This window comes from Leptolyngbya sp. ST-U4 (assembly GCF_039962215.1).
GTDB lineage: Bacteria > Cyanobacteriota > Cyanobacteriia > Elainellales > Elainellaceae > Leptolyngbya_A.
The window spans coordinates 1-25,295 of the sequence record NZ_JAMPKZ010000023.1 but is presented as its reverse complement, the minus strand read 5'-3'; the positions used below and the strand labels follow the sequence as shown (position 1 = coordinate 25,295).

Annotated in this window: 16 protein-coding genes and 1 pseudogene; all 17 read right to left on the bottom strand. The window is 51.9% G+C overall.

From position 1 onward, the window contains the following. Nucleotides 1-75: 75 nt before the first annotated feature. Nucleotides 76-8,601: an aminotransferase class I/II-fold pyridoxal phosphate-dependent enzyme gene (locus NDA02_RS22085; protein WP_348255903.1), complete on the bottom strand. Its 8,526-nt coding sequence runs from the start codon at nucleotides 8,599-8,601 to the stop codon at nucleotides 76-78. 251 nt (nucleotides 8,602-8,852) lie between these two features. Beyond that, nucleotides 8,853-9,842: a carbohydrate kinase gene (locus NDA02_RS22080; protein WP_190791574.1), complete on the bottom strand. Its 990-nt coding sequence runs from the start codon at nucleotides 9,840-9,842 to the stop codon at nucleotides 8,853-8,855. A 1-nt stretch (nucleotide 9,843) separates the two neighbouring features. After that, complete coding sequence (locus tag NDA02_RS22075; protein ID WP_242067286.1) at nucleotides 9,844-10,266, bottom strand: DUF4168 domain-containing protein; 423 nt, start codon at nucleotides 10,264-10,266, stop codon at nucleotides 9,844-9,846. 125 nt (nucleotides 10,267-10,391) lie between these two features. Beyond that, on the bottom strand, nucleotides 10,392-11,201 hold the full coding sequence (locus NDA02_RS22070) for an inositol monophosphatase family protein (RefSeq protein WP_190791575.1): 810 nt from the start codon (nucleotides 11,199-11,201) through the stop codon (nucleotides 10,392-10,394). Then, entirely contained in the window at nucleotides 11,198-12,631 is a 1,434-nt protein-coding gene (locus tag NDA02_RS22065; RefSeq protein WP_190791576.1) for a BCD family MFS transporter, read from the bottom strand. The genes NDA02_RS22070 and NDA02_RS22065 overlap by 4 nt, the downstream gene beginning before the upstream one ends. Nucleotides 12,632-12,824: 193 nt before the next feature. Beyond that, on the bottom strand, nucleotides 12,825-13,121 hold the full coding sequence (locus NDA02_RS22060; RefSeq protein ID WP_190791577.1) for a hypothetical protein: 297 nt from the start codon (nucleotides 13,119-13,121) through the stop codon (nucleotides 12,825-12,827). A gap of 161 nt (nucleotides 13,122-13,282) precedes the next feature. Further along, nucleotides 13,283-14,083, bottom strand: a complete 801-nt coding sequence (proC, locus tag NDA02_RS22055; protein WP_190791578.1) for a pyrroline-5-carboxylate reductase — start codon at nucleotides 14,081-14,083, stop codon at nucleotides 13,283-13,285. Between the two features lie 88 nt (nucleotides 14,084-14,171). Next, the gene (locus NDA02_RS22050) at nucleotides 14,172-14,750 is read right to left on the bottom strand and encodes a cell division protein SepF (RefSeq protein WP_190791579.1); all 579 of its coding nucleotides are present in this window, start codon (nucleotides 14,748-14,750) and stop codon (nucleotides 14,172-14,174) included. Between the two features lie 1,304 nt (nucleotides 14,751-16,054). Next, on the bottom strand, nucleotides 16,055-16,756 hold the full coding sequence (locus NDA02_RS22045) for a YggS family pyridoxal phosphate-dependent enzyme (protein ID WP_190789719.1): 702 nt from the start codon (nucleotides 16,754-16,756) through the stop codon (nucleotides 16,055-16,057). 17 nt (nucleotides 16,757-16,773) lie between these two features. Beyond that, a complete protein-coding gene (gene pipX, locus NDA02_RS22040) occupies nucleotides 16,774-17,043 on the bottom strand; it encodes a transcriptional coactivator PipX (RefSeq protein WP_190789720.1) in 270 nt (89 codons plus the stop codon). Nucleotides 17,044-17,352: 309 nt separating this feature from the next. Further along, complete coding sequence (locus NDA02_RS22035; RefSeq protein ID WP_190789718.1) at nucleotides 17,353-18,282, bottom strand: energy-coupling factor transporter transmembrane protein EcfT; 930 nt, start codon at nucleotides 18,280-18,282, stop codon at nucleotides 17,353-17,355. 27 nt (nucleotides 18,283-18,309) lie between these two features. Continuing rightward, the gene (der, locus tag NDA02_RS22030) at nucleotides 18,310-19,671 is read right to left on the bottom strand and encodes a ribosome biogenesis GTPase Der (protein ID WP_190789717.1); all 1,362 of its coding nucleotides are present in this window, start codon (nucleotides 19,669-19,671) and stop codon (nucleotides 18,310-18,312) included. Between the two features lie 86 nt (nucleotides 19,672-19,757). Next, nucleotides 19,758-20,471, bottom strand: a complete 714-nt coding sequence (locus NDA02_RS22025) for a DnaJ domain-containing protein (protein ID WP_190789716.1) — start codon at nucleotides 20,469-20,471, stop codon at nucleotides 19,758-19,760. A gap of 107 nt (nucleotides 20,472-20,578) precedes the next feature. Further along, nucleotides 20,579-21,541, bottom strand: coding sequence for a cysteine synthase A (gene cysK, locus NDA02_RS22020; protein ID WP_348255900.1), 963 nt, complete (start codon nucleotides 21,539-21,541; stop codon nucleotides 20,579-20,581). Nucleotides 21,542-21,693: 152 nt separating this feature from the next. Then, nucleotides 21,694-22,131, bottom strand: coding sequence for an Rrf2 family transcriptional regulator (locus NDA02_RS22015; RefSeq protein WP_190793111.1), 438 nt, complete (start codon nucleotides 22,129-22,131; stop codon nucleotides 21,694-21,696). 316 nt (nucleotides 22,132-22,447) lie between these two features. Continuing rightward, nucleotides 22,448-24,238, bottom strand: coding sequence for an iron uptake porin (locus tag NDA02_RS22010; protein ID WP_190793112.1), 1,791 nt, complete (start codon nucleotides 24,236-24,238; stop codon nucleotides 22,448-22,450). Nucleotides 24,239-25,182: 944 nt separating this feature from the next. After that, a pseudogene (locus NDA02_RS22005) lies at nucleotides 25,183-25,295 on the bottom strand (photosystem II D2 protein (photosystem q(a) protein)); the annotation flags it as partial.

The following is a 25,295-nucleotide window of genomic DNA, read 5'->3' as shown; positions in this document are numbered from 1 at the left end:
TGCAGGGATCTTTTGATTATTTTTCAATTTTCAGAAATAAATGTTCGTCATTCTAAAAAACTAATCATTGTTAATTTAAGCAAGCTGATCGATCGCCTGCGCCAGTTGCTCGATCGTGTATCGAATTTGCGCTTCGGAGTGAAGGCAGGTGACAAAGAAACGCAAACGCGACGCATGATAAGGCACAGAGGGATAGACCATTGGCTGCACATCAATACCGCGCTCAGCTAAGAGATGGGAAAGTTGAACAGCTTTATAGGGTTCGCCCACAATCACGGGAATCACAGGTGAACTGTGGCTTGCGCCCGTATTTAATTGATGCTGCTGTGCCAATTGCAGGAAAAGCTGCGATCGCTGATGCAGTTTTGTAACGCGATCGGGTTCCTTCTGAAGCACCTGGAGTGCTGCTAATGCTGCCGCCGTATTTGCCGGAGACATCCCAACGCTAAAGACAAATCCGGGAGCGGTGTATTTCAGATATTCAATCAGTGCTTTACAGCCTGCAATATAGCCACCGCAGCTTGCAAACGATTTGCTCAGCGTCCCCATCCACAAATCGACCGCATTGGGCACGATGTTGAAGTGTTCACCAATGCCGCCCCCACGCCGCCCCAATACCCCGATCGAATGCGCTTCATCGACCATCAAAAACGTTTTGAATCGCTGCTTCAAGGCAACAATTTCAGGAAGCGGCGCGAGATCGCCATCAGTACTGTAAATTCCCTCAACGACAATCAGCACTTTTTCGTAGCGATGCCGATGCTGAATCAGCTGCTGTTCGAGCGATCGCACATCGTTATGGGCAAACTCGATCGCCGTTGCACCCGAAAGATTGCAGCCTTCGCGCAGGCTATTGTGGCTTAATGCGTCATACAAAATCAGATCGCGACTGCCCAACAGATGCCCGATCGTCGTTACATTCGTGGCATGACCGCCCACATACACAATGCAGTCTTCTGTGCCCAGAAAGCGGGCGATCGTTTGCTCAAGCTCCCGATGAATCGGACGTTCGCCTGCCACCACACGACTTGCAGAAACCGATGTGCCATAGCGATCGATCGCTGCCTTTGCCGCCTCAGAAACGATCGGATCGCCAGACATCCCGATATAGTTATAGCTGGCATAGCTGATGAATTCACGACCATTGAGCCGCGTCGTTTCCCGCGCAATTCCCTCGTAAATCTTGAAGAATGGATTGCCGAGCTGCTCCACTCGTGCCAGATCGTGTTTCAGATTGATATACTCCGGCATCTGAGCAAACTGATAAAACTCAACCGGAAGCGATTCTAAATCAACATTAATTTCAGCAATTTCAGCATTAATTTCAGTATCGTTCCGGGGTTCATTTGAATTTGATTGTGTTTCGCTCGTCTGCCGACTGTTATGAATTTCTAAATTATCGATTTCTAAATTATCTGAAGTATCAGAAATACCATTTCCTGAGCGGTCAACCGAGCCAATTGCTTTTTGCTCGATCGCATCCTGATAGGCAGAATTCGATCGCCCGCCTACGGAGAGCTTTCCAGAATCTGACGCTATCTCTGAACCGTTTGAACGATTTGTCTGAAGTTCTTGCTCTAACTCAATAAAGCCGTTCCGCTGGGCTAAGCTTTCCACCGTGTCAGCGCGATGAACCGCTGCCGAAGGCATTGCCTGAACGGCTACTCGATCGTCCTCTCCTAAAAGCGTGAGCAGATAGGCAGACAGAGCGGCGATCGTGGCATAGTCAAACAGAACCGAGGATGAAATTGTGCAATTCAATGTTTTTTGCAGGCGATTGTTAAACTCTACTGCCATCAGCGAGTCCATACCCAAATCGGCAAAATTATCGCTGAATCCGATCGCATCCGCTGTACTGAATCCCAATACTTTTGCCAGTTCTGCTTGCAGATGGGCTTGCAATTGTTCCAAAGAGCGGGGTGCTTCAGAAGCTGCGGCAGCAGGAACGGCGCTTACACTTTCCGCAATATCTTCTGATTGCTGGTTAATAAACTGCGATTTTGATAATTCTTGATCAGGGTTCGTGAACGTCCTGGAGGATGTCTCGGATAATGTCCCGGATAACATCCCAGATAAGGTCTTCACTGACCTCTCGGAGGAGATTTTTAATAATGGCTGAGCGAATGCCTCCAGGAACGGTGGAACGTTAACCTGACGTGCCAGAAATACTGACCAGTCTACAGGCAACACCCCCACCTGAGCCGATGCGAAGCAGTTCCCTTTCTGAGGTGATCGCATCCGCAGCAGCGTTTCGAGCAGTGTTATTCCCCGATCGCTTGGAATCAGAGCCATTCCCTGCGCGGCCAATCGCTGCTGATCGCGTTCTTCTAGCCGAGCTGCCATGCCCACTTCTGCCCAGGCTCCCCAGTTGATGCTGAGTCCCGGTAAACCGAGCTGACGACGATAGTGCATTAACCCATCAATCGCTGCATTTGCCGCCGCATAGCTGCCCTGACCGGGTGAGCCAAACAGAGAAGCGATCGACGAAAAGCAAACAAAGAAATCGAGCGACAGCGATCGGCTTGCTTGATGCAAATGCCACGCTCCCGCTACTTTGGGAGCCATTACCTGAACAAATCTTGTCCAGGTGAGATTTTGCAGCATCCCGTCATCCAGGATTCCTGCCGCATGAATGATGCCTCGTAGAGGAGCCGGATGCTCCGCCTGATAAGGCAAAAGCAACTGCTCGATCGCCTCGAACCGGGTGATATCCACCTGGGCAATTGTGATCGATGCGCCGTGAGCCTGCATTTGCTCGATTGCCTGCTGTGCCTCCGGCGAGGGTGGTTTGCGTCCCGCTAAAAGCAAGTGCGTTGCGCCGTGATCGATCAAGCCCTGGGCTGTTTTGAGTCCAAGTGCGCCGAGTCCGCCTGTGATCAGATAAGTGCAGTTTGGAAAAACAATCGGCTGACCTGGGGAAAGGGGCGGCAGCGTGATCACAACTCTTCCAATATGCTTTGCCTGTGCCATATAGCGAAAAGCATCTGCCGCTTGCTCGATCGGAAAAACAGTATGCGGCAACGGGTTTAACTTGCCTGACTCAAATTTGGGCAGCAGCGATTTCAGCATCGATCGAATCACAGCCGGATTTTCCTGCCCCACAGTCCACAGATCAAACGGGAGATAAACGACATCCGATCGGGTCTGCTGCACTTGTTCTGCCGTCCAGATGCCCAGCTTGCCGATCTCAACAAATCGCCCACCCGCCGCGAGCACCGACAAACTTGGCTCGATGAACGCTCCGCTGAGGCTATTCAGCACCACATCCACGCCCTGTCCATCAGTGAGGTGCATCACCATTTCGGCAAAGTCGATCGTGCGGGAATTCATGATGTGCTGCACGCCTAAAGACCGGAGAAAATCCCATTTCCCCGGACTCGCAGTCGCGTAAACCGTTGCGCCTACCTGCTGAGCAATCTGAATTGCCGCCTGACCCACACCGCCCGCCGCTGCATGAATCAAAACCCGTTGACCCCGCTTGAGCTTTGCCAGATGCTGCAAGCCGTACTGAGCGGTGAGGAAAGTTGTGGGCAGGGTTGCCGCTTCCGCAAACGTGAGCCGCTTCGGTTTTAGAATCACAAACTGCGCCTTCACCGTGACAAACTGCGCCAAACTGCCGAGTGCCTGCGCTGCAATCACTTCATCCCCCACCTGCAAGCCGCGCACTCCTGCCCCGACTGCCACAATTCGCCCCACACATTCGCCGCCAAACGGAACCACCGCCGCTTCTGCATAGCCCATTTCTTGCAGCACGGGTTGCAGCATTCCCAGTGCGTTGAGAACATCACGGAAGTTCACCCCTGCCGCAAAGACCTGAATCTCGACCTCGCCTCGCTGAGGAAATCGCCGCTCACTGGGCATCAGTGCCAGGTCATCCAGCACACCATAGGCAGAAATTCCCAGCCGCAAAGGAGTTTCTGGCATCGGGGTCTGAGTCGCGATCGATCGCACCAGTCGAGCAACATAACGTTGCTCCTGCCGATAGGCGATCTGGTCCTCACCGTCCGGTTGCTGCAATTCCTCGACCAGTTGAGCCAGCGTTGCATCCGAAGGTTGACTGCCTAGGTCGATGCAGGTGCAGTGCAGTTCTGGCTGCTCTAAGCGAATCGTCCGTGCCAAGCCCCAAAGCGAACTGTGTGCTGCATTAAGCCCGATTGAGTGTGAATCCATGCTTCCAGACGGGGAACTGTCTGGTATTGCCTGCGTTGCCTGCGTAATCAGCCAAAGTCGCGAGCGGGAAGGCATCGCTTGCAGCAGGTTCAGAGCTGTGCCACAGCCCATCGCCTGCTCATCGAGCCAGGGCTGCCCAGAAGGGGAGCCAGAACAGGAGCCATTCAAGCTCCAGAGATGCACAATGCCACAAGACCCGATCGAATTGGCGGGACCCAGTTCGCGCATTAGCTGTTGAAACTGCTCCGGGCAAACGGGATCGATCGCATACTGGTCTGCTTTAATCCGGCGATTGCCGTCCCCCGCCCAAACCAACACCGATCGATCGCCCTGCTGCTTCAGCAAATCGGCTAATTTCTCACCCACGCCGCGATCGTCTGCAAAGATAATCCACAGTCGATCGCCGGAACGTGTTAATTCAAGCGCATGATGATCCTGTGGCTGCCAGACCAGCTCATAGAGCCAGTTTTGTGATTCATCGGATTTGTGCGGCACTTGCAGCAGTTTTTGCAGGGTCGTATCGCTTACCGCTTGCAGCGTCAGCCCTTCGATCGTCGCGAGATTTTCGCCGATCGCACTGAATAGCATCAGATTTGCTTTGAGTGAATGCGGGCGACTCTGGTTCGTTTTAGACGGAGCCAAATCAGCAGCCTGAAGCTCAACCCAGCACCAGATAGAGCGATCCGAGGCTAAATTCTGGCTCAATTCTGTATGGAAATCCGTATGGGAAGGAGCGTTTGCCTCCCGATCGAACCCATTCTGGGGGAAACCGAGCCGATGAGGCTGACGTTCAAAGCCCTCCAACCCTGGGGAATTTAGCCCTGAAGAATTTAGCCCTGAGGAATTTAGGGGGCTTTCCAAAATTCGATCGATCGATCGAGCAAGCGTCAGACGATCGATCCCCACCGGCAAATAGACCGACAAATTGAGGGTGGACCGAACTTGAGCCACTGCCGCACCGACCGTCTGAAAACAGGCATCCCACACGACCGGATGGAGAGAATAAGGGGATGCGTCCAGACCTGCCGGGAGCTGGATTCGACTCCAGGCAACATTTTGCTGCTGCCAGAGCTGCTGAATTGCCTGAAAAGACTTTCCATAGTGAAGATGCTGCTGCCGAAGCTGCTGGTAATAGGTGTTGGACGATAAGCCTTCGCGCTGCTGAAGCTGCTGAATGTCCTGCCAGAACTGGAGCGATCGGTTCAGTTTTTCCGCCTGCTGAACGGCTCGAATTTTGCCTGTCGCGTAACGTTGGCGATCGCCTGGCTGCAAAGCAGAATTTCCACTGCAAATCTGAAACCGCTTTCCGTTTCCTGATTCATCCGAAAGCACGATCGTCTGAATTTCAACTTTGCCACCCGCATCACCGGCAGGAAAGAGAAGCGGCTGTTCGATCGCCAGAGACTCGATGCAAATTTGCCCACCCGAAAGCGTTTGAGCGGCAGCTGCCAGCGCAATTTCGACATAGCCTGCTGCGGGGAAAATGATTTGGTTAGCAATGCGGTGATCTTGCAGGTAATCGGGCTGATGGGGGGCGATCGTCGCTGCAAATCGCGCTTCTGCTGAATTCGCTGAAAGAAGCTGACCCAGCAAAGGATGATTGCATTTGGGGTGAACGAAATTTACATTGTCTGCATTGTCTGCATTGTCTGCACGATTCGTTCCCCTAGCCTCCCCATCATGAGGAGAACCGAGCCGTTGATTTTGCAGTTCTTCGTAGCGGTAATCGTTCTGGCTCTGCGGCTGAAAGGTTCCTGGCAACACCGCTTCGTCCCACCAGTATCGCTGTCGCTGAAACGGGTAAGTGGGTAAATGAAGAACCTGCCGTTCTTCTGCGCGATCGAATGCTGCCCAGTTTACCGAGAATCCCATCGCGGCGATCGCACCCAGGCTAAGCAGCAAAACCGTCCAGTCTGACTGACGCGGATCAAGGCTAGGCAACCACTGGACATCAGACGACGACACACAGGTTCGTCCCATCCCGCACAAGATCGGCTTCGCCCCAATTTCTAGAAAGGTGCGATAGTTTTGCTGATACAGGGTCGCCAAGCCTGCCGCAAACTGCACGGGCTGACGGATATGCTCACACCAGTAGTCCGGCGTCGCGATTTCTGCACCGACCAAACGACCTGTGACATTCGAGACGATCGCCCTGTGCGGTGGATGATAAACGATCGTTTCCGCAACCTGGCAAAACTGGGCGATCATTGGCTCCATCAACGGCGAATGAAACGCATGGGACACCTTGAGCCGCGTGGTTTTGATGCCCTGAAGCTCAAACTCGATCGCTAGTAAATCGATCACCTCTTGCTCACCGGAAATCACCGTACTTTGAGGGCCATTGATCGCTGCGATCGAGACAAATTCTGAACCACAAACAGACTGCATCAGCGATCGAACCGTTGACGCTTCTGCCGCCACCGAAATCATCCCGCCATTTAGGGGTAACGCTTGCATTAGCCGACCCCGTGCCGCAATCAGCCTTAAGCCATCCTCCAGGCAAAACACCCCCGCCACGCAAGCCGCTACATACTCACCCACGCTGTGACCCATAACCGCATGGGGTTCAATCCCCCAGGACAGCCAGAGCTGCGCCAAAGCATATTCCAAGGCAAAAATCGCCGGCTGGGTGTAGGCAGTTTGATTCAGTAAATCAGCAAAGTCCTCTTCGTAAAGAAGCGATCGCAGTGATACAAAACCATTCTTCCTATCAGGTAATCGATCTAGCTCGCTCTGCAAAATTACGCCACATCGATCGATCGCCGCTCTAAAAACGGGTTCTGTTTCGTAAAGCTGACGACCCATGCCGCCATACTGCGAACCCTGCCCGGTAAACAAAAATGCCAGGGGCGCGGGCGATGCGGTGGCGTAGCTCACTCCGGCAACGGGCTGTTGACGCGAGAAAGCCGCTAACTGCTGCTGAAGCTGGGACAAAGATTCAGTCATCACCGCTAAACGGTGGGAGAAGCGCGATCGTTTGGCGTTTGCTGTGTAGCAGAGATTAGCCAGATCCACGTCTGAACGATCGGCAATCCACTGGGCATAGCGTTGGGACAAATCCCGGAGTGCCTTTTCCGTTTTGGCAGAAAGGGTAAGCAAATGCAGCGGACGTTGGGCAGAGCCGGAATTCGCTGGACTAAGCGAAGCAGAAGGAGCTGCCTCCACAACGACATGGGCATTGGTGCCGCCAAAGCCAAAGGAATTCACACCTGCCAGCAGCGGCAATTCTGAAGACCAGGAGGTCAGTTCAGTCTGGACGCGCAGCGGTAGGCGATCGAAGGGAATCTGCGGATTGGGTGTTTTGAAATGCAGACTGGGCGGAATTAGCCCATGCTTGATTGCCAGCGCAACTTTGATTAAGCCTGCAACGCCTGCTGCAGTTTCCGTGTGTCCGATGTTGCTTTTGACCGAGCCGATCGCACAGGGCTGATTCATCGCTCGTCCTTTGGTCAGCACCGCGCTCAGTGCTTGAAGCTCGATCGGGTCGCCCAACTTGGTTCCGGTTCCGTGTGCCTCGACGTACTGCACCGCTGCCGGAGAAACACCCGCCCGCCGATACGCCGATCGCAGCACCGCCTCTTGCGCCGTGGGATTAGGAGCCGCCATGCCCTGACTGAAGCCATCCTGATTAACCGCACTGCCGCGAATCGTCGCATAAATCGGATCGCGATCGGCAAGTGCCCGAGACAGCGGCTTCAGCACCACAATGCCCGCTCCTTCGCTTCGCACATAGCCATCCGCGCTGGCATCAAAACTCTTGCAGCGACCGCTCGACGACATAAAGCCCCCTTTCGAGAAGCCGATCGTCACTGTGGGCAAAATCAGCACATTTACCCCACCTGCCAGAGCAAGGGTCGATTCTCCTGTCCAGAGGCTTTGACAGGCAAGATGAACCGCCACCAGCGAAGAGGAACAAGCCGTATCGATCGCCAGACTTGGACCTTTGAAGTCAAACAAATAAGAAATTCGATTTGCCGCGATGCAGTTGCCCGTGCCTGTTGTCGCATAGGGATCGTTAATCGGCTGCTGCCACAGCATGATCGAGTAATCGTGTGTGCCAATGCCGATAAACACTCCTGTTTCTGACCCGCGGAGTTGTTCTGGAACTTGTCCTCCATCTTCCAGTGCCTCCCATGCCACCTCCAGCAAGAGCCGCTGCTGTGGGTCCATCGTGGCAACTTCACGGGGCGCAATGCCAAAAAACTGCGGATCAAAGCGATCGATTTGCTCTAGAAAGCCGCCCCAGCGGGTATTCGTCTTGCCCGGTTCACTCAACTCTGGACTGTAGAACTGCTGCACATCCCAGCGATCGGGCGGAACTTCAGTGACTGCATCCTTCCCGGCTTGCATAAGCTGCCAAAAGGCTTCAGGATGGTTAGCTCCCGGATAGCGACATCCGAGTCCGATAATAGCGATGGGTTCCAAAGGCATATGTGACAGGCGATCGATCCGATCCAGTTCAGGACAATCCAGACAAAGTCAACAGGCAAGGTTAACAGACAAAGTCGTTAACAAACAAAGTTAACCGGCAAGGTTAACAGACTAAAGTCAACAGGCAAAGCAAGCAACAGTCGTTCATTGAATGTTTACCTGAAAACTAACGATCTCGCAATTGGGCAGCTCAAATTCAAAAAAGCCCAGTGAATAAACAAAGACCGGGCAAACAGCATTTCATCTGAATTTTAGGAAAGACCATTTCTCATGAGATACAGGAAAGCTTCTACTTCTTCGGCTTGTGGCTGAGCCTCGATCGCCCCAGCTCTGATGGTGGTGAGTGAACCAACTGCACTGGCGTAGCGAACGATTTGATGCGCTCGATCGGGGTCAGCTAACGCCTCCATACCCTGAACGCAAAGCTGATGCACCAGTCCTGCCACAAAGCCATCCCCGGCTCCGGTGGTTTCTTCAACTTCGACTGAAAAAGCAGGAACCTGTTCCACATTGCCGCTGAACCAATATTCGCATCCCGCTTCGCCTGCGGTGATTAATACGCCCTTGAGGTGGGGAAAGCGTTCAGCAACGATCGCCGCACGGTCTGTATTCAAAAGCCATTCCGCTTCTTCGATCGAAAGCTTGAGCAGATCTGCCTGCCGCATCACATCCAAAATTAGCAATTTCGCAGCAGCGTGATCCTGCCAGAACACAGGTCGCCAGTTGACATCTAGCACCATGTGAACGGATTGCGCTTTTGCTAAAGCAATCGCTCGTTCAAAGGCAGCGCGGCTTTCAGGATAGGCAAATCCGATCGTACCGCACACGAGAAACTGAGCCCCTTCAAATAAGTCGATTGGCAATAATTCTGCTTTCAGCCGCGTATCGGCAAAGTCTGTCGTTTCTCCACCCCGAAATCCAGCAAAGGTTCGGTCGCCCGTGTTCGATCGCAGGACATCGATTTGTCGGGTGGGAGCCGTCGCGTGTCGCTGAATTCCTCGCAGATCGACGCCGATTTGCTCCAGAATTTCTACAAGCTGTTCGCCCGGGACGTCTTCTCCAATGCAGGCAATTAGCGCAGCAGGCGTTCCCAGCTTCACCAGCCCACAGGCAACGTTAGCGGGCGCACCCCCTGCATAGGAAGTCCAGGATTTCACCGCGTTCACAGAATCTGCCGGATGATCGGCAATACAGTCCCACAGCATTTCGCCCAAACAAAGCACTTGTGGCGCATTGGTCATCTTAATTCGCTGCCTCCTGAAGCTGAACCGCAACCCGATCGCCAAATTCCGGGTCGAGGTTGGCAAGCCGCAATAGCTGGAGATATTCCTGCAGCGTCAGTCCGGCTGCGTCGATTTTGCTTACGGCATCAGCAGCAATTTCGCGCTGCATTTGAAGCGATTCGCCATTGGTTTCTACACCCTGAAGTTCGTCCTCTCGCTGCTCGATCAGCGTTGTCACCTGCAAATATGCCTGCACAAACTGATTCAGCTTCTCGCTCGAAATATTTTCCACCCCAGAAGGCGATCGATTCGTCGGAGCAGTCACCTCGGTTAGAGCAGGCAAGTCCTGACTCCAGGCAGCCATCGGGTAACTTAGCCACAGCAGGGCGATCGTCGTTAGATTCAAAACCAGATTTGCAAGATAAGGCAGCCAGCGTTTCATGGTTTTCCCAGAAATTTCCCCAGAAATTTTCCCAAAAGGGTGTAAGAAGTCGCAGAGGTTTTACATTGCCCGCTAAGACCTCTGAGGAAAGCGGTTTGGCTAAGCAATCGTGATTCAAACATCCGCTATGAATCCTTGCTTAAAAACTGCACGAGCGGCAGAAAAACCAGCTTTAAGTCGGATCGGCTGACAACCAGCGTGGGATAGGATTGCTGGCTGTAGTCCTGCCCTACCCGAAGCGGGAAGATCGGAGCAGACTGAAGCGGAACCCACACGCCACCCGCTGCCTGAACGATCGCCCATACTGCGGCAATATCCCAGATTTTAGGAGTCGCTTCCACGCCGCCCAGCGTCACTCCGGTGGCAACGGTGAGCAGATTATAGCTTGCGACGCCCAACATGCGAATTTTGCAGGGCATGGGCTGTTGCAGCACCGCTGTACTACGGGCACAGAGGCTAAAGAACTGATTCCCAGACGGATCGGCTGCGCTGGCATGAATCGGCTGATGGTTCAAATAGGCTCCCGCTGGACCCGTCAGTCCCGAATCGCCATACCAGAACCCGTGAAACGCATCGCGCAGCGTCGGGACATAAACGTGCCCAAAGACGGGCGTGCCTTTGTAGAGCAAACCGAGCGAGATCGCCCAAAGGGGAATGCCGCGTGTGAAGTTCGTTGTGCCATCGATCGGGTCAATCACCCAGCACCAATCCCGATCCGGCAACCGATGCTCAACTTCTTCGCTCAAAACGCCATGATCAGGAAAAGCTTGCTGAAGTGCCTCTCTCAGTGCCTTATCTGCCCAACGATCGGCTTGCGTCACCAAACTGCCGTCGCTTTTTTCCTGTGCCCCGATCCGCCCGAAATCCTGCAACAGCTTTGATCCAATTTCTGCCGTGGTCGCTTCAGCAACGGCGACAATCTGTTCCCAGTTCATGAATCCAGCTCCGTTTCCAGCACCCGCGCAACCGCCGATCGCGCTTCGGTTTGAAATTCTTTCACGTCCACTCGGTTCAGGAGAACGATTGCCACGCCCATTCCCAGCACAGGCATGAGAAACACCAATCCGTACGCCAGCATCGGTACACCAAACAGCGATCGTCCGATGTCGAGCACAGCTCCACCTGCCACCGTTGCCGTCGCTCTGGCAAGTGCCTGCGACAGCCCCCAGGCTCCGATAAAGGTTCCCGCCGTTTCCGCCGCCGTCAGATCCAGCATCAGGCTCAGCGCGCCCGTCGTCGTGACCCCTGAAGCCAACCCAAACAGCAGTAGCGTTCCCTTCAGCATTCCGGGGTTAGTCGTGAAGCCCGCCAAAATCAGCAGCACAAACGAAGCTGCCACCAGTCCACAGCCAATCCGCGTTGTTTGCTGTTTCCCCAAGCGGGGCACGATGAAAAATCCGGTCAGGCTCAGCCCAAACAGCGTTCCCAGTCCCCAAAAGGCATTGAGCTGCGTGGTCTGGGCGATCGACATCCCAAACACTTCCCCCCCGTAAGGCTCCAGCACAGGTTCCTGAAAGAACAGGCTGAGGGTCATCATCAGCAAAAACACAAAAAATAGCCCGGTCTGACGGCTGGCAGTTAACACCTTGAGAGCACGCCCCAGCGTAATCTGATCTTCGCGATCGACCATTGCCGATCGAATTCCATAGCGAGAATACTTGCGTTCCACACCCACCGTCGCCACCACTGCCAGTCCCACTACGATCGCAGGCACTACCAAAAAAATACGATTGATTGCCGCCTGCACTACATCAAGCGGCGTGTCTAGATCGATCGTCCGCAGCAGCCGCGCCGTAATAATCGCCCCGATGATAATGCCTACCATCAGCATCGACCAGACCACACCGACCAGCTTCGATCGGTTATCTTCGTCTGAGATATCGACTAGCAGTGCGGCAAAGGGCGTTGAACTAAAGCTAATCGCCACCCCGTACAGCGCAAACACCAGAGCCAGCAGCCCGACCCAGGCGATCGTCATTCCACTCCAGCCCACCGCCTGAAGACTCGCTCCTAATTGCCAGACTACCTGCACCGCCAGAAACGAAGCGATCGCAAACAGAGTTGCCCCAATCCAGACATAGCCCGTTCGATGATACCCCCCGATCGGCTTGGCATCCGACATCTGCCCAAACAGCACCCGCACCGGAGACACAAATTGATTCATTGCGATTGTCCCCGCCACAATCGTCGCCGGAATCGCCAGCTCTTTGATCATGACCCGGTTCAGCACCCCCAGCGTCAGCAGAGACATGATCCCCAGCCCCATCTGAAATAAGCCCAGCCGAAACATCGTCAGCAGGCTTAACCTCGGCAGCGATCGCGGGCTAGCAAAGGACGAATCACCAGAAAACTTATCGAATGCCATAGCGTTACAGAAGAACGAGGAACAGGAGAACAATGGTCAGGAAAAACGGTCAGGATATTGCAGTGAATCTTGACCTGCTCTATCTCTATTTAACGATAAGCCCCCACCTCGTTACCCCGCCCAAAATCCAGCCACTCTTCACACTCCTACACCTACCCGCGACACTCCCTCACCTATTACCCATCCACCCCCTCTAGCTGCTATACCTCGCCCATCGAATAAACGCTGTCACGACATACAGCACGATCGCCGAACCCACGATCGCCGGAATAATCAAAACCCCCTCAATCTGCCAGTAAAGAAAGTCAAAATTAATTCCAAACTGCTGCCGCAGCAGCGCAAATCCACGCTCTCCCAGCCAAACCCCAGCCAACCCAACCAAGATCAGCCCTGCTAACCCACCTGGAATCCGTCGGGGAAGCAGCAGATCTGCCGCTGCCGCACAGCCGATCGCAATGATCAGCTTGATGAGCAAATGCAAAATGTCCATCGCTTGTTCCTCTGCATCAACAGCATATTTGCCAAACACACAAATCAAAGCAGGTCAACCGTAAGCGAGGGAACCCGCTATTTTCTTTTTCGCTGATGCAGCAGAAGTTGTACAGAGGGCGATCGATAAAATTACACAAATCGGGAATTCAAGCAGCTCAATTACTGCCCTAACTCTTGCGATCGGCGACAGGCAGCCCGCACCGCCTCAATCAAAGCCGAACGAATGCCCGCCTGTTCAAGCTGAGCAATACCCGCGATCGTCGTACCGCCCGGACTAGTGACCTGATCCTTCAGTTCTGCCGGATGCATCCCTGTGGTTTGCAGTAGCTCTGTTGTTCCGCGTACGGTTTGAATTGCCAGCTGAGTCGCGATCGATCGCGGCAACCCGACCGCAACGCCTCCGTCAATCAAAGCTTCAATCATCACCGCCACATAGCCCGGACCCGATCCAGACAATCCCGTTACGGCATCCATCAGCGACTCTGGCACTTCTACGACTTCGCCGACTGCAGCAAAAATTTGTCTGGCTTGCTGAAGGTGAGCAGGCTGGGTATGTTCTCCACCAGCGATCGCCGTCATGCCCATGCCGACTGTTGCAGGGGTGTTCGGCATGGCACGAATCACAGGTTGCCTAGGAAAGGCCGTTTCCAGACGGGTAAGCGGAACCCCTGCCAGAATCGACAAAATCACCTGTGGCTGCGGCGACGGCTTCAGGCTAGCGGTAACGGTTTCAAATACTTGGGGCTTGATCGCCAGCAGAATGATCGAGGCAGCATCGACGATCGACTGATTGTCGGCAGTTACCCCCACACCATACTTTGTTTGAAGAAACTCGCGACGCTGCGGCTGCGGTTCACTCACCAGCACTGCGGAGGGCTGATAAAGTTTTTGCACTAAAAGACGGGATAACAAGGCTTCCCCCATTACCCCGCCGCCAATAATACCAAATTGAACAGACAATTGGATGCCTCTAACGTTTATAACAGGTCAGAAAAATTATCCCACCTTCTCTCGTCTGGCTAAATACCGTCTGTTGCAACAGTGGAACCTATGCCATGCGAACCTGCTCAGTCGTCCAGGCAGGCGTGGGAGCCATCGGGCGGGCAGCGCGAGGTTGAGGCATTCCTCCGGTCAGATCATTCGTGCCGCCGACCTGCGTGCTCACCTGAACACAATTCGGCGTAAACAGAAAAATGCTTTCGCCAATTCGCTCTTGATGACCGTCGATCGCGTAGGTTCCGCCTGCAACAAAATCGACTGCCCGCTGTGCCTGATCGGGGTCCATGATCGCCAGATTCAGCACCACCGATTTGCGCTCGCGCAGTGCCCGAATTGCCTGAGGCATTTCCTCAAACGTGCGCGGCTCCATTACCACTACCTCAGACATTCCGTTCGTTGCACCGGGCATTCCAATCACGTTACTCATGGCAGAACTAACTCCTTCATTAGATAGACGTTCACGAATTCGCCGCCGTCTCGGTTCTTCTTCCTGGACAGGCTGAGGATGCTCTTCCTGATAAAGGTTACGGTATTCTTCGCCTTCTACCTCGGTGTACTCATAGTCATACTCATCACTCGGCTCATTCAACCCTACAAAATCCTTCAGCTTTGCGAAGATGCTATTCACTGTCCACTCTCCATCACAACTAGAGTTTTAGCTTAAAAAAGGGCAAAAATTTAAGTTGCCTTATTAAGAACTTGAACAATCGAGCCCCAGACTACTCACAGAAAAAACTAATTTAGTTAACGCCACTCACAGCCCAATGAATGACAAATCAAAATAATAAGTGACAGGCAGTATTAATCTTAATGAAAACTTGCTAACGAATCAGCTTCTTGGAATTTCTCATTGGAATTTCTCAATTGACTTTACCTAGCAATTCTCATTTACTTAAGTCACCTTTTTATCCAATTTGAGTCAACAGTATAACCTAATTTTTGAAACTAGCTGCCAAATTCCAGGGAAGCAAAACCTGATTGAACCTTATTCATACTACTTTGCTAGAAACAACTAACCATACGCTTCAGAATAAGTCAATGAATTCCTTGGGTTGAACTTGAAAACGTTTCCAGTTGACTGGCTCAAGTCAAGAGCAATCAAAAACTTGATTATATTTATCACAAATATTGCCCGGCTAGAATACTGAATTAAGTGATTCATCAAATCATGTAAGAAGTAAGCAATTAGACATCATTGAACGTCAGAAGGCTTGGAGCGTGAGGTTATTTCCCTAGGAGGGCAAAATCTGATCCTTAACTTGTCCCAATCGTGAATTAGAACCGCTTGCTTACGGATGACGACACTTTCAGTAAATCGCTAAATCAATCGGGATAACTCCCAGATTCACTTGTTGCTAAGCAAGGTTCAATATAAAACATTTGACCGTCAAATCAAATCCTCAAAATCAAAAGGAATTCTTAAGAAACCTCAGAGATCTAGAACAAACGGTGAGTGATCAGCAATTGCCCATTGTTAGTGAACTGCCAGTATCGATCGCAAATCATCGCACTTACAGTCCGGCTTTTGTTAAAACTCCTGTTCAAACGATCGCCTCGCAGTTCTCCCGGGGGAGACGGCTAGACAACCTTCACCGACCACTTCAAATTGACCCCAGATCACTAACTAACACCATCTATCTATTACCATTCATAGCGTTCTCTTGCTTTTTTAGCCTGCTTGGTACTCCACCCGTAGAGTTTAGCCTATTTTGACTCAAACGATCACGGAGTTGGAAAAATTTATTAGCCAAAGCCAAGGAGCCGTCTTTTTTAGCCGTTAAACTCAGCACTCAAGCCTACAGGAGAGAGCCAAGCCGTCGAATGCCACCGAATCGAGAAATATAATACTCTGTTCCGCCCGATAGACTGCACTCCTCCGATAAATCTTAAACTCTGGTAAAGATAACATCCTACTCTAGGTGGGAACCGCAATCAGATTGATGCAGAAGGCTCCGTTTTCGTCTGAGATGCTCGATCGCCAAATAGGGTTTTTCCCAATCGGATCATGGTTGATCCCGCCTGAATTGCCAGAGGGTAATCGTCCGACATCCCCATCGACAGTTCCTTCATTTGCAGGTGAGACCAGCCTTGCTGCCTGATTCGCTCTGCCAGTTCACGAGCGCGATCGAAGACTGCCTGGGTTTCGGCGGCCTGCAGCCCATAAGGCGGAATGACCATTAGCCCCTGAATCTCCAGGTGACGGCACTGATCAAGCTGAGGCAGGTCTGCCAACAATTCTGAAACAGTCCAGCCAAATTTGCTGGGATCAGGCAGCAGCTTGACTTGCAGACAAACTTTAGGCAGCACAGCCTGTTGTTCTGCCGCAAGCTGATCAAGCCGCTGAGCCAGCTTCAAACTATCGATCGAATGAATCCACTGAAACTGCTGTAGCGCTTTGGCAGCTTTATTAGCTTGGAGATGTCCAATTAAATGCCAGGTCACGCCGGGCAAATCCTGAAGGGCTGCCTTTTTGGATGCGGCTTCCTGAATCCGGCTTTCTCCAAAATCTCGCACCCCTGCTTCATACGCCTGCCGGATTGCAGCGATCGAAACCTGCTTTGTCACGGCAATCAATCGAACGTTTGCAGGAAGGGTCTGACGAATCTCGGTAAGCCGAGCTGCAATAGAGTTCACGGGTGGATTAGAAGACACTATTGAAACGTTTGTTGATGAATAGCTTGCACTTTGCTGTGTTCGCCGGATTGTCCTGTTCGGCGCAGTTCGCGCAGTCGTCCTTCTACTAAAATTCGGGCATCGCTCCGACCAAGCGGCTCAAATTGAATGCCCTGAGCTGTAGTGGCAACCAGAAAAAATAGACGTTGGGCATAAAGCGTTGAAAACAGTTCCCGATTGTCATCAATTACACAGATGCGAAACAGCAAGCCGAAGGTTGGATGATTCAAGTAAGTTTCACTGCTCATCCGATTTTCAAAAGATTGGGAACTGGCAGAATCGGGCATTGCTGTATAGGATTTAGCAGATAAACAGGAAGTCTACAAAATACAAAAGAAAATGCAAAAGTTGGCAAGGTGAATACTACCCTTTACAGAAAAGAGCTTCCAACATTTATTCATTAACTTTATGTGAAAATGTGCTATCCCGCTACAGCAATCCAGTCCTTCTTCTGGATAAATTTCTATCCCTCAAGCTGTAGAGGCAGGGCTCTGCTTCAAGGTTTTAACCCTAAATAAGAGTGAAAAAATAAAAGGAATGAACAACAGTAAAAACGGCTAACTGCCGATCGCAAATCGAGCAATCCAGAACACGACAATGCCACCCAAGGCGAGCCAGTCTAAACTGCCCAGCTTAAACTGATGCCACTGCACCTGATGGCGATCGGGCGAAGTAAACCCCCGCACCTGCATCGCACTGGCAATTTGTTCGGCACGAACCAGCAAGTTATCTACCAGCTTTTCGGCAACCGTCGTCCAAACCTGAGTCGAACCCCGAAAACCGAGCTTTTTCCAATTAATGGCTCTGGTTCGAATCGATCGCACCAGGTTTTGCACTTCCTCCAGCACCAGCGGAATAAACCGCAGTGAGAGCGTCAGCGTCAGCACAATTTCGGTAACAGGGACATTAAAGCGACGCAAGGGCTGCATCAAATCTTCCAGTCCCGCTGTAATCTCTTCCGGCGCAGTAGTCAGCAGATAAAGATTCGTACTGTAAATCAGGACAAACATAAACGTCCCAACGCGCACCGCCAGTTCAACCGATCGTCGCGTCACGCGAATATTGCCCCGCTCAAACAGCACATACCGATAATCGGTCGGCTGAGGCAGCGGATCGACGCGAGGAACAGTCTGGGCAGCACCAGAAGCCGCATTGCCCGCAGGCTGAGGCAGTCCATCAGCAGGCAACCGATTTTGATTGGGAACGGTCAATCCGTCGGGCGCAAATAACGTTACTGCAAACAGCAGCACACTAAAAAACAGCACAAGTCCAATTTGCCGCTTCCAGACGCGAAAGGGCAGCCGGGTTGCCAGCGTAAACAGCAGCAGCCAGCCTACCAGCGAAAGCCGCCACCACGGGTTTGCCGATATCGGAGTCAGCATGAGAGTGAGCAGCCACCCTAGCTTAACTCTGGCATCAATGCGGTGAAGCCAGGTGATCGGCTGTTCCAGATAGAGTCCGATGGGCAGCGATCGAAGTAAATCCATAGCTTCAGCTTTGCGTTCAGAAAATCGTTAAACTCTCGTAGCTCGGTTCGCCGTGTTCCGCTCGACTTCTCGCACCTTCTTACCGCGCCAAAACAGCCGAATCGGAGAGCCTGTAAAGCCCAACTGCTGCCGAAACTGCCGTTCAACATAGCGGCGATAGTTTTCATTAAACAGCTTAGGGTCGTTGACAAATAGGGCGATCGAGGGCGGTTGGCTACTCACCTGCGTGCCGTAATAAATTCTGCCCTGTTTGCCCTGGCGCGTGGTCGGAGGGGTATGCCAACGTAGTGCTTCTTCTAGCACTTCGTTAATCACAGACGTACTGACCCGCCGCTGGTGCTGCTCGGCTGCGGTATTCACCAGCTCTAAAATTTTCTCTACGCGCTGTCCGCTCTGGGCACTAACGAAGATTATTTCTGCCCACTCCAGAAAGTGCAGCCGCTCTTTAATTTGCCGATCGTATTCATAGATCGTGTGGGAATCTTTTTCGATCGCGTCCCATTTGTTCACCACCAGAATGCAGGCGCGTCCTTCTTCTTCGATCCGTCCAGCGAGCTTCTGATCTTGCTCGGTCACACCGTCCAGCGCATCAATCACGAGCAGCACGACATCTGCCCGTCGAATCGCTTTGAACGATCGGTTAATCCCAAAAAATTCAGGACCGTAATCAACGTTCTTCTTTTTACGAATGCCTGCGGTGTCAATCAAGCGATAGCGTTTTCCGCCCCGCTCTACAACCATATCGATCGCATCCCGCGTTGTGCCAGAGATCGGACTGACAATTGCCCGATTTTCACCCACAAATGCATTCAGCAAACTCGACTTGCCCACATTTGGACGACCAACGATCGCCACCCGGATTTCTGCTTCCTCTTCCAGTTCATCCTTCGGAGGCAAATAGGGCAGCAGGCTATCCAGCAGTTCGCCCGTGCCGTTGCCATGAATGCCCGATACCGGAAAGGGTTCGCCCAGCCCCAATGCCCAAAACTCTGCCGCCTGTGCCAGCCCTTGTTCGACTGACTCACATTTATTCACCGTCAGCAAAACCGGAACCGACTGCTGCCGCAACCAGTCCGCGATCGACTCATCCGCCGCAGTTAAGCCCGCTTGTCCATCGACTACAAAAATGGCAGCACTGGCTTCGGTCAGGGCAGCTTCTGCCTGTTCCCGAATCAGCGGCAGAAATTCAGTGTCATCGTCAAACACGAGTCCGCCCGTATCTACCACCAGAAATTCACGATCGTTCCAAAAGGCAGGGCGATAGGTCCGATCACGGGTTACGCCAGGTTCATCATGGACGATCGCATCCATCGCGCCCGTCAGACGGTTCACGATCGTTGATTTGCCCACATTTGGGCGACCAATCACAGCAACAACAGGTAAGGGCATGGCAAGGGTGCGGGCGGTTAACCCGAAGAATCCAAAACTCCATTGTAACGAGATTGCTAGGATAACGAGAGGTCGAGTTTTCCGTCTCAGCGAGTCACTTCTCGAACCGCCGTCTGTGCCTCTCGCTTTAGCCCTTTTGCAATCCGAAATAGCTCCTGCCCAGTGTGCAGATAGTGGTCGTCGTAGCTGGAGATAAATCGCTCCAGTTCGTCTAGACCGTCTCCCACCTGATTGAGGCAGTAATAAAGGTGCGCTGCTACCCCTGCCACATTAGGCGGATTCGGCAGAGAACGAAACAATCGCTGTGCCTGCTGCAATTCTTGGCGGCAGTTCTCCAGATAATCCTGAAATTCCTCCAGCAATTCATCATCAAACGGATCGGCTGCCAGGTCATCAATCTGATCCTGAAGCGAACTCAAAATCCGATTCAGCATCCGGTTCACAGGCTGATAAACCCGCTTGAGCCAAAGTTGCAGTTCAGCATCGCTATCTCGTCCGGTCTGTCGCTTCTGATACTCCCGTTGAGCAGCAGCAGCCCGCTGGTGCCGCTGAGTCTCAGCATGGGGATCAAAATGAACTGCCTGCCCATAGGAAAGGTGGCGATCGTAAGACTGCCGCTGGCGGGGATCGCTCAACACTTCATAGGCGGCGTTAATTTTAGCGATCCGATCGTGCCCTGAAGCATCAGGATTCGTATCGGGATGAAATTGTTTTGCCAGCCGACGATAAGCTTGCTTAATTTCTGCCTGACTTGCCAAGGGGCTCAGCTCAAGCGTGTCGTAGTGATTAACCTCTGCCATATCCTCATTTTATCGATTCGCTGCACCCCGTTAACGCTTCCCAAGGAACGATTCCCCCTTCAGAAAGCGGCAGCAATCAATTCAGACACAGGGCAGATGTTTTTGTTTTACCCCACCTTCCCAGCCGCAGCGAGTTCCGGGTCCTGGAAGAGCGGAGTACTAAGATAGCGTTCGCCAAAGCTGGGCTGTACCATCACAATCAGCTTGCCTGCGTTCTCAGGACGACAGCCAATTTTAATCGCTGCGGCAAGGGCTGCCCCGCTAGAAATGCCCGACAAGAGCCCTTCTTCTCTTGCCATTCGCCGTCCATAAGCGATCGCTTCCTCATCGCCGATTGTGATAACTTCATCAATCAGGTCTGTCCGAAGCACTTGGGGAATAAAGCCTGCACCAATCCCCTGAATTTTATGGGGACCCGGTCTGCCGCCTGAGAGAATAGGACTATTCTGTGGCTCTACGGCGATCGTCTGAAACGAAGGCTTCTTCTGCTTCAGCACTTCCGAAACCCCAGTAATCGTTCCTCCAGTTCCTACCCCTGCAACCAAAAAATCAACTTGCCCGTCCGTGTCTTCCCAAATCTCCAGTGCAGTCGTATTGCGATGAATTTCTGGGTTTGCCGGATTGCTAAACTGTTGCAGCATGTAAGCATCTGGCATCGAATGAACGATTTGCTGTGCCCGCTGAATACAGCCTGCCATACCCTCAATTCCTGGAGTTAGCTCCAGCTCTGCCCCATATGCCCGCAGCATTGCTCGTCGCTCCGAGCTCATCGTCTCCGGCATAGTCAGGATCAACCGATACCCTTTTGCAGCGGCTGCCATTGCCAGCGCGATTCCAGTATTGCCTGAGGTCGGCTCCACTAAAACCGTTTTCCCCGGCTTAATTAAATTCTCCCGCTCTGCCGCCTCGATCATGCTAATGCCAATGCGATCTTTGACTGAGGCAGAAGGGTTCATTCCCTCCAGTTTCACCACAATTTGTGCAACACAGCCCTCATCCTGCGGAATGCGGTTTAACTGAACCAGCGGAGTTCGACCAATCAACTCTGTAATATTCTTAGCGATACGCATAAATTTCGTGGGATAGCAACGGTAGGAGCGAAAAACCAGAAACATGCCCAGTAGCTGCTAAAGCTAGCATGCTCTATTCACAGCTTGAGTTATCGATTGCTTTATCATCAACTCGCCTTAAACCCGGACAACTAGAAGTTAGCAGACATTAACTAGATATAGTACATAAAGTCAAGCTGCCGCCTAGAGTCTCGTTTCTCGGCAATGTCCTGTAGAGTGTACTTTTGCAGCACAGCATAAGCTGCTTGACCTGCTTCATGCCAAACTTCTCGAATCACCATTCCTTCAACAGATTTAGGCTCACGGGTTAACTCAGCATCATGAGTATCAATTCCTTCGATACAGTTCACAACCTCAAGTAAAGTAATCTTCCAAGGCTCACGCGCAAGCAGATATCCTCCTCGTGCGCCTCGCTGACTGCGAACCAGATTTGCACGTCTTAAAACCGCTAGAAGCTGCTCTAGATAGCGATCGGGGATATTCTGCTCAGCAGCAATCTGTCGAATTTGAAGCGGTTCACCGCTGCTGTAATGTGCAGTAAGCTCCAGAAGTGCCAACAGGGCATATTCACTTTTACAAGAGAGTTCCACGGCAAACATTGAGAGGGGTTCCTCTCCAGTATATCCCGGTTCTCCAGTCGGGTTTGTAGAGTTAGAGGAAACGCCCCAATTAATTTAGCAATCGTTTGATGTAGAGCGATCGCAGAACACTCATCTTCTGAAGCTGCGCCGCAGTTCCGTAAAGGCCTTATTAGGAAGAACGCACAAGATGTTAATGAAATAGCCTCTACAAAATTGCTCCCAAATTAAAAAGCCCAAGCCTCGTTAAGAAGCTTGAGCCGATCAATTTAGAGTAGGGACAGGAAAGAAATTTTGCTATCTCCGTCTCAGTCCCGTCACTCGCAATCTAGAAGGTGAACGTGGTTCTAACAACCCCTGCGATCGAATCGCTGTTGTCATCATCGTTACCCGGGTTGGTCAACCAAACGATACCGGGCGTGATCGCAATGTTGCTGTTGAGACGGAAGCGATAGAAGCCTTCCACAGCAAACGGAGTATCCTGATTGCGAACATCCGACAGAGTTCCGAAAGTACCGTCTCCGAAACCTCCTGCATAAAGGGGTGCACCAGCCAGAATACCCAGCAGGTTGCCGCGACCGCCCAAGTCACGAATTGCCAGAGTGCCCTGGTAGCTCCACACATCATAATCACCGCGATTGATAGCGCGAATCGGCGCATAGGCAACACCGCCGCCCAGTTCAAAGTCACCAAACTTGAAGTTAACCTGTGCTCCGTAGACGTTTGCCACTTCAGGACGGTCTGCATTGAGGAAGCCGAAACCTTCACCCAAGTAGGTGTTGGCATACATCAAACCCAGGTCAACGAAATCGCTCAGGAAGGTCAGCTGACCCATGAAAGAGCCATCGCCGTTGAACAGACCTGCACCGGATTCAGAATCTTCAGCTTCGTCAGCCGCGTAGCTCAAATCCAAGGACAAGTTCTCACTCAGTTCAAAGAACAAGCCAAGACCTGTACCACCTGTGACCAGAGCGTACTGGCGCGGTGCACCAAAGTTGGTCAACGAACCAGAACCACTGCTATCAAATGGGCTGATCGTGCTGGTTACATAGTCAGAGTCACTGGTTGCGTTAGCGCCCAACAGCACCGTAAGGCGATCGCCCAGCGGAAACTGATAGAACAACTGGTTCAGCACGATGTCATTGTCTTCACCTTCTGTACCACTACCAAACGACCAGTTTAAGTCGCCTAGACCAGCCTGAAGGGAATCGTAGCTTGAGAAGTCACGAGCTTGCAGACGAGTCCGCAGCAAGTCTTCGCCTGTAAAACTAGTATCAAAGTTCAAGCGAACTCGATAACCAGCATTTGCCTGATCATCGAACTCTTCATCGTCGTAGTCGATGGGCACAGCAGCCGCAAAGATAACTTCACCGTTCAGCTTTGTCGTGGTCGAGAACTGATTTGCTTCCAGCTCAGAAGTACGCGATTCCAGCGCATCCACGCGACCACGAAGGGTAGACAGCTCAGCCTGGAACTCGTCCTGCAGGCGACGCAGGGTTGCCAGGTCTTCCTTAGTTGCGAGGTCAGCCGTACTGGAGGCAATTAACTCGCTGATGCGATCCAGACAGGCGTTTAAACCAGCAGCAAACTCAAAACGGGTCAGAGCACGCTGACCTCTGTAGGTTCCATCGGGATAACCTGCAATACAGCCGTAACGCTCGACTAGAGACTGGAGAGCCTGGAATGCCCAATCAGTCGGTTGAACATCAGAGAGCTGAGAAATAGACGTAACTTGAGCCTGAGTTGTAGAAACTTCGTTACCGTACTGAACGATCTCATCCAGCGATGCAACACTGGTTTCAGCAGAAGCAGCAACCGGAGCAGCTTGAGCAATCTGGAGAGGTTCAGCAGGAGCAACTTCAGCAACCGGAGTTTCAGCAACCGGAGCAACTTCAGCAACCGGAGTTTCAGTAACCGAAGCTTCAGCAGTCGGAGCGGCAGCAATAGGAGCCGTCGCATCAATTTGTAGTGTCGTGCTAGCAGCCGAAGCAGTATTCAACAGCGCATCAGCACCAGCCTGGGATTCTGCCGCATAAGCAGAAGACGAAACTAGAAGGGCCGCGCCCAGAAAAGCAGGCGTAGCAACAAGATAGTTCAGCTTTAGAACTTTGGATAGCATTGTTTGAGTCCTCACACCTAAACCTAAAGTGACTTTAGATTCCACACCTATCATTTTGACGTACCCCTCCGTATTAATCACGGCGGATTCTGGGTTCAAGCAGCAATTGCGGACATCGCCCGTTTAACATTACTTCGCCCAATGGACAACGTCTTACCCAACCGAAACATTGGCTTTAGAATCTTACTTCTCGTAAGCCAAACACTGATATCGTATCACGGTTGAATCGATTCAGCTATTCGCCTATTCTCTCTGCTCTTAAACAGCTAGTTCTTAAACAGAGGCGGCACACATCACAACCTTAATGAACGTGAGACTCGTTGCAACCAGATTAAGGTTTGCAAAAATCTCAGACCTAATGTTGCTTTACCCACTAAAGTTAGCTGACCTGATGAATGAATTGAATCTCTCGTGTGACAGTTCGATCGATCGGACAATTCATCTTGCGATTTGCAAACATGTTATCTGCAAACATCAGTGCCGCTAAGGGATAGACAAAGCCCCTCAAAAAAAAGTTCCCAAAAAACTATCCGCTCTCACTAGATAGCAGGTTCAAAATTTCCTTTCGGATCTTTCTCATTGCTGAAAGTGAGAGCGGTGTAGCGGGTCATAGGTTAAAAGCGAACTGCCGGAAGGAACTCCAATCAGTGTGCGCTCTTGAAACTAAGCTTCAGGAAGTTACCTGATTCTTAGAGAACAGCTCCGGCGCGCAGCCAGCTTGTCTTAACCTGATGACCCAGGCGTTTACTACTATCTTGCATGGGCATCACCTCCTTATTCCCTAAACGGTTGTTGAGAAGTTAGAGCTTTAAGCTCGGTGTTACCACCTATCAACTACATTAGCACAGGGAAATCGATTGTGTGAAAATTTCAGCAAAAAGCTCCTACCCGAAGGCAGGAGCTAACTCAACACTTATTCCCTTGATTACCAGATGATTATCGGGTTAGAGAGCGTTACCACGGGGCAGTACCTCTTCGGGGAATACAAATTGTTCGTGCGGCTGATCCTGAGGTGCCATCCAAGCCCGGATGCCCTCGTTCAGCAGAATGTTCTTCG

Bases quoted from the DNA above. Each gene is read 5' to 3' on its own strand.
- der (WP_190789717.1), bottom strand. From the start codon at position 19,671: ATGCCCTTACCTGTTGTTGCTGTGATTGGTCGCCCAAATGTGGGCAAA.
- pipX (WP_190789720.1), bottom strand. From the start codon at position 17,043: ATGAGCAGTGAAACTTACTTGAATCATCCAACCTTCGGCTTGCTGTTT.
- NDA02_RS22085 (WP_348255903.1), bottom strand. From the start codon at position 8,601: ATGCCTTTGGAACCCATCGCTATTATCGGACTCGGATGTCGCTATCCG.
- NDA02_RS22070 (WP_190791575.1), bottom strand. From the start codon at position 11,201: ATGAACTGGGAACAGATTGTCGCCGTTGCTGAAGCGACCACGGCAGAA.
- cysK (WP_348255900.1), bottom strand. From the start codon at position 21,541: ATGCGTATCGCTAAGAATATTACAGAGTTGATTGGTCGAACTCCGCTG.
- NDA02_RS22025 (WP_190789716.1), bottom strand. From the start codon at position 20,471: ATGGCAGAGGTTAATCACTACGACACGCTTGAGCTGAGCCCCTTGGCA.
- NDA02_RS22080 (WP_190791574.1), bottom strand. From the start codon at position 9,842: ATGACCAATGCGCCACAAGTGCTTTGTTTGGGCGAAATGCTGTGGGAC.
- NDA02_RS22060 (WP_190791577.1), bottom strand. From the start codon at position 13,121: ATGGACATTTTGCATTTGCTCATCAAGCTGATCATTGCGATCGGCTGT.
- NDA02_RS22010 (WP_190793112.1), bottom strand. From the start codon at position 24,238: ATGCTATCCAAAGTTCTAAAGCTGAACTATCTTGTTGCTACGCCTGCT.
- NDA02_RS22035 (WP_190789718.1), bottom strand. From the start codon at position 18,282: ATGGATTTACTTCGATCGCTGCCCATCGGACTCTATCTGGAACAGCCG.
- NDA02_RS22065 (WP_190791576.1), bottom strand. From the start codon at position 12,631: ATGGCATTCGATAAGTTTTCTGGTGATTCGTCCTTTGCTAGCCCGCGA.
- NDA02_RS22075 (WP_242067286.1), bottom strand. From the start codon at position 10,266: ATGAAACGCTGGCTGCCTTATCTTGCAAATCTGGTTTTGAATCTAACG.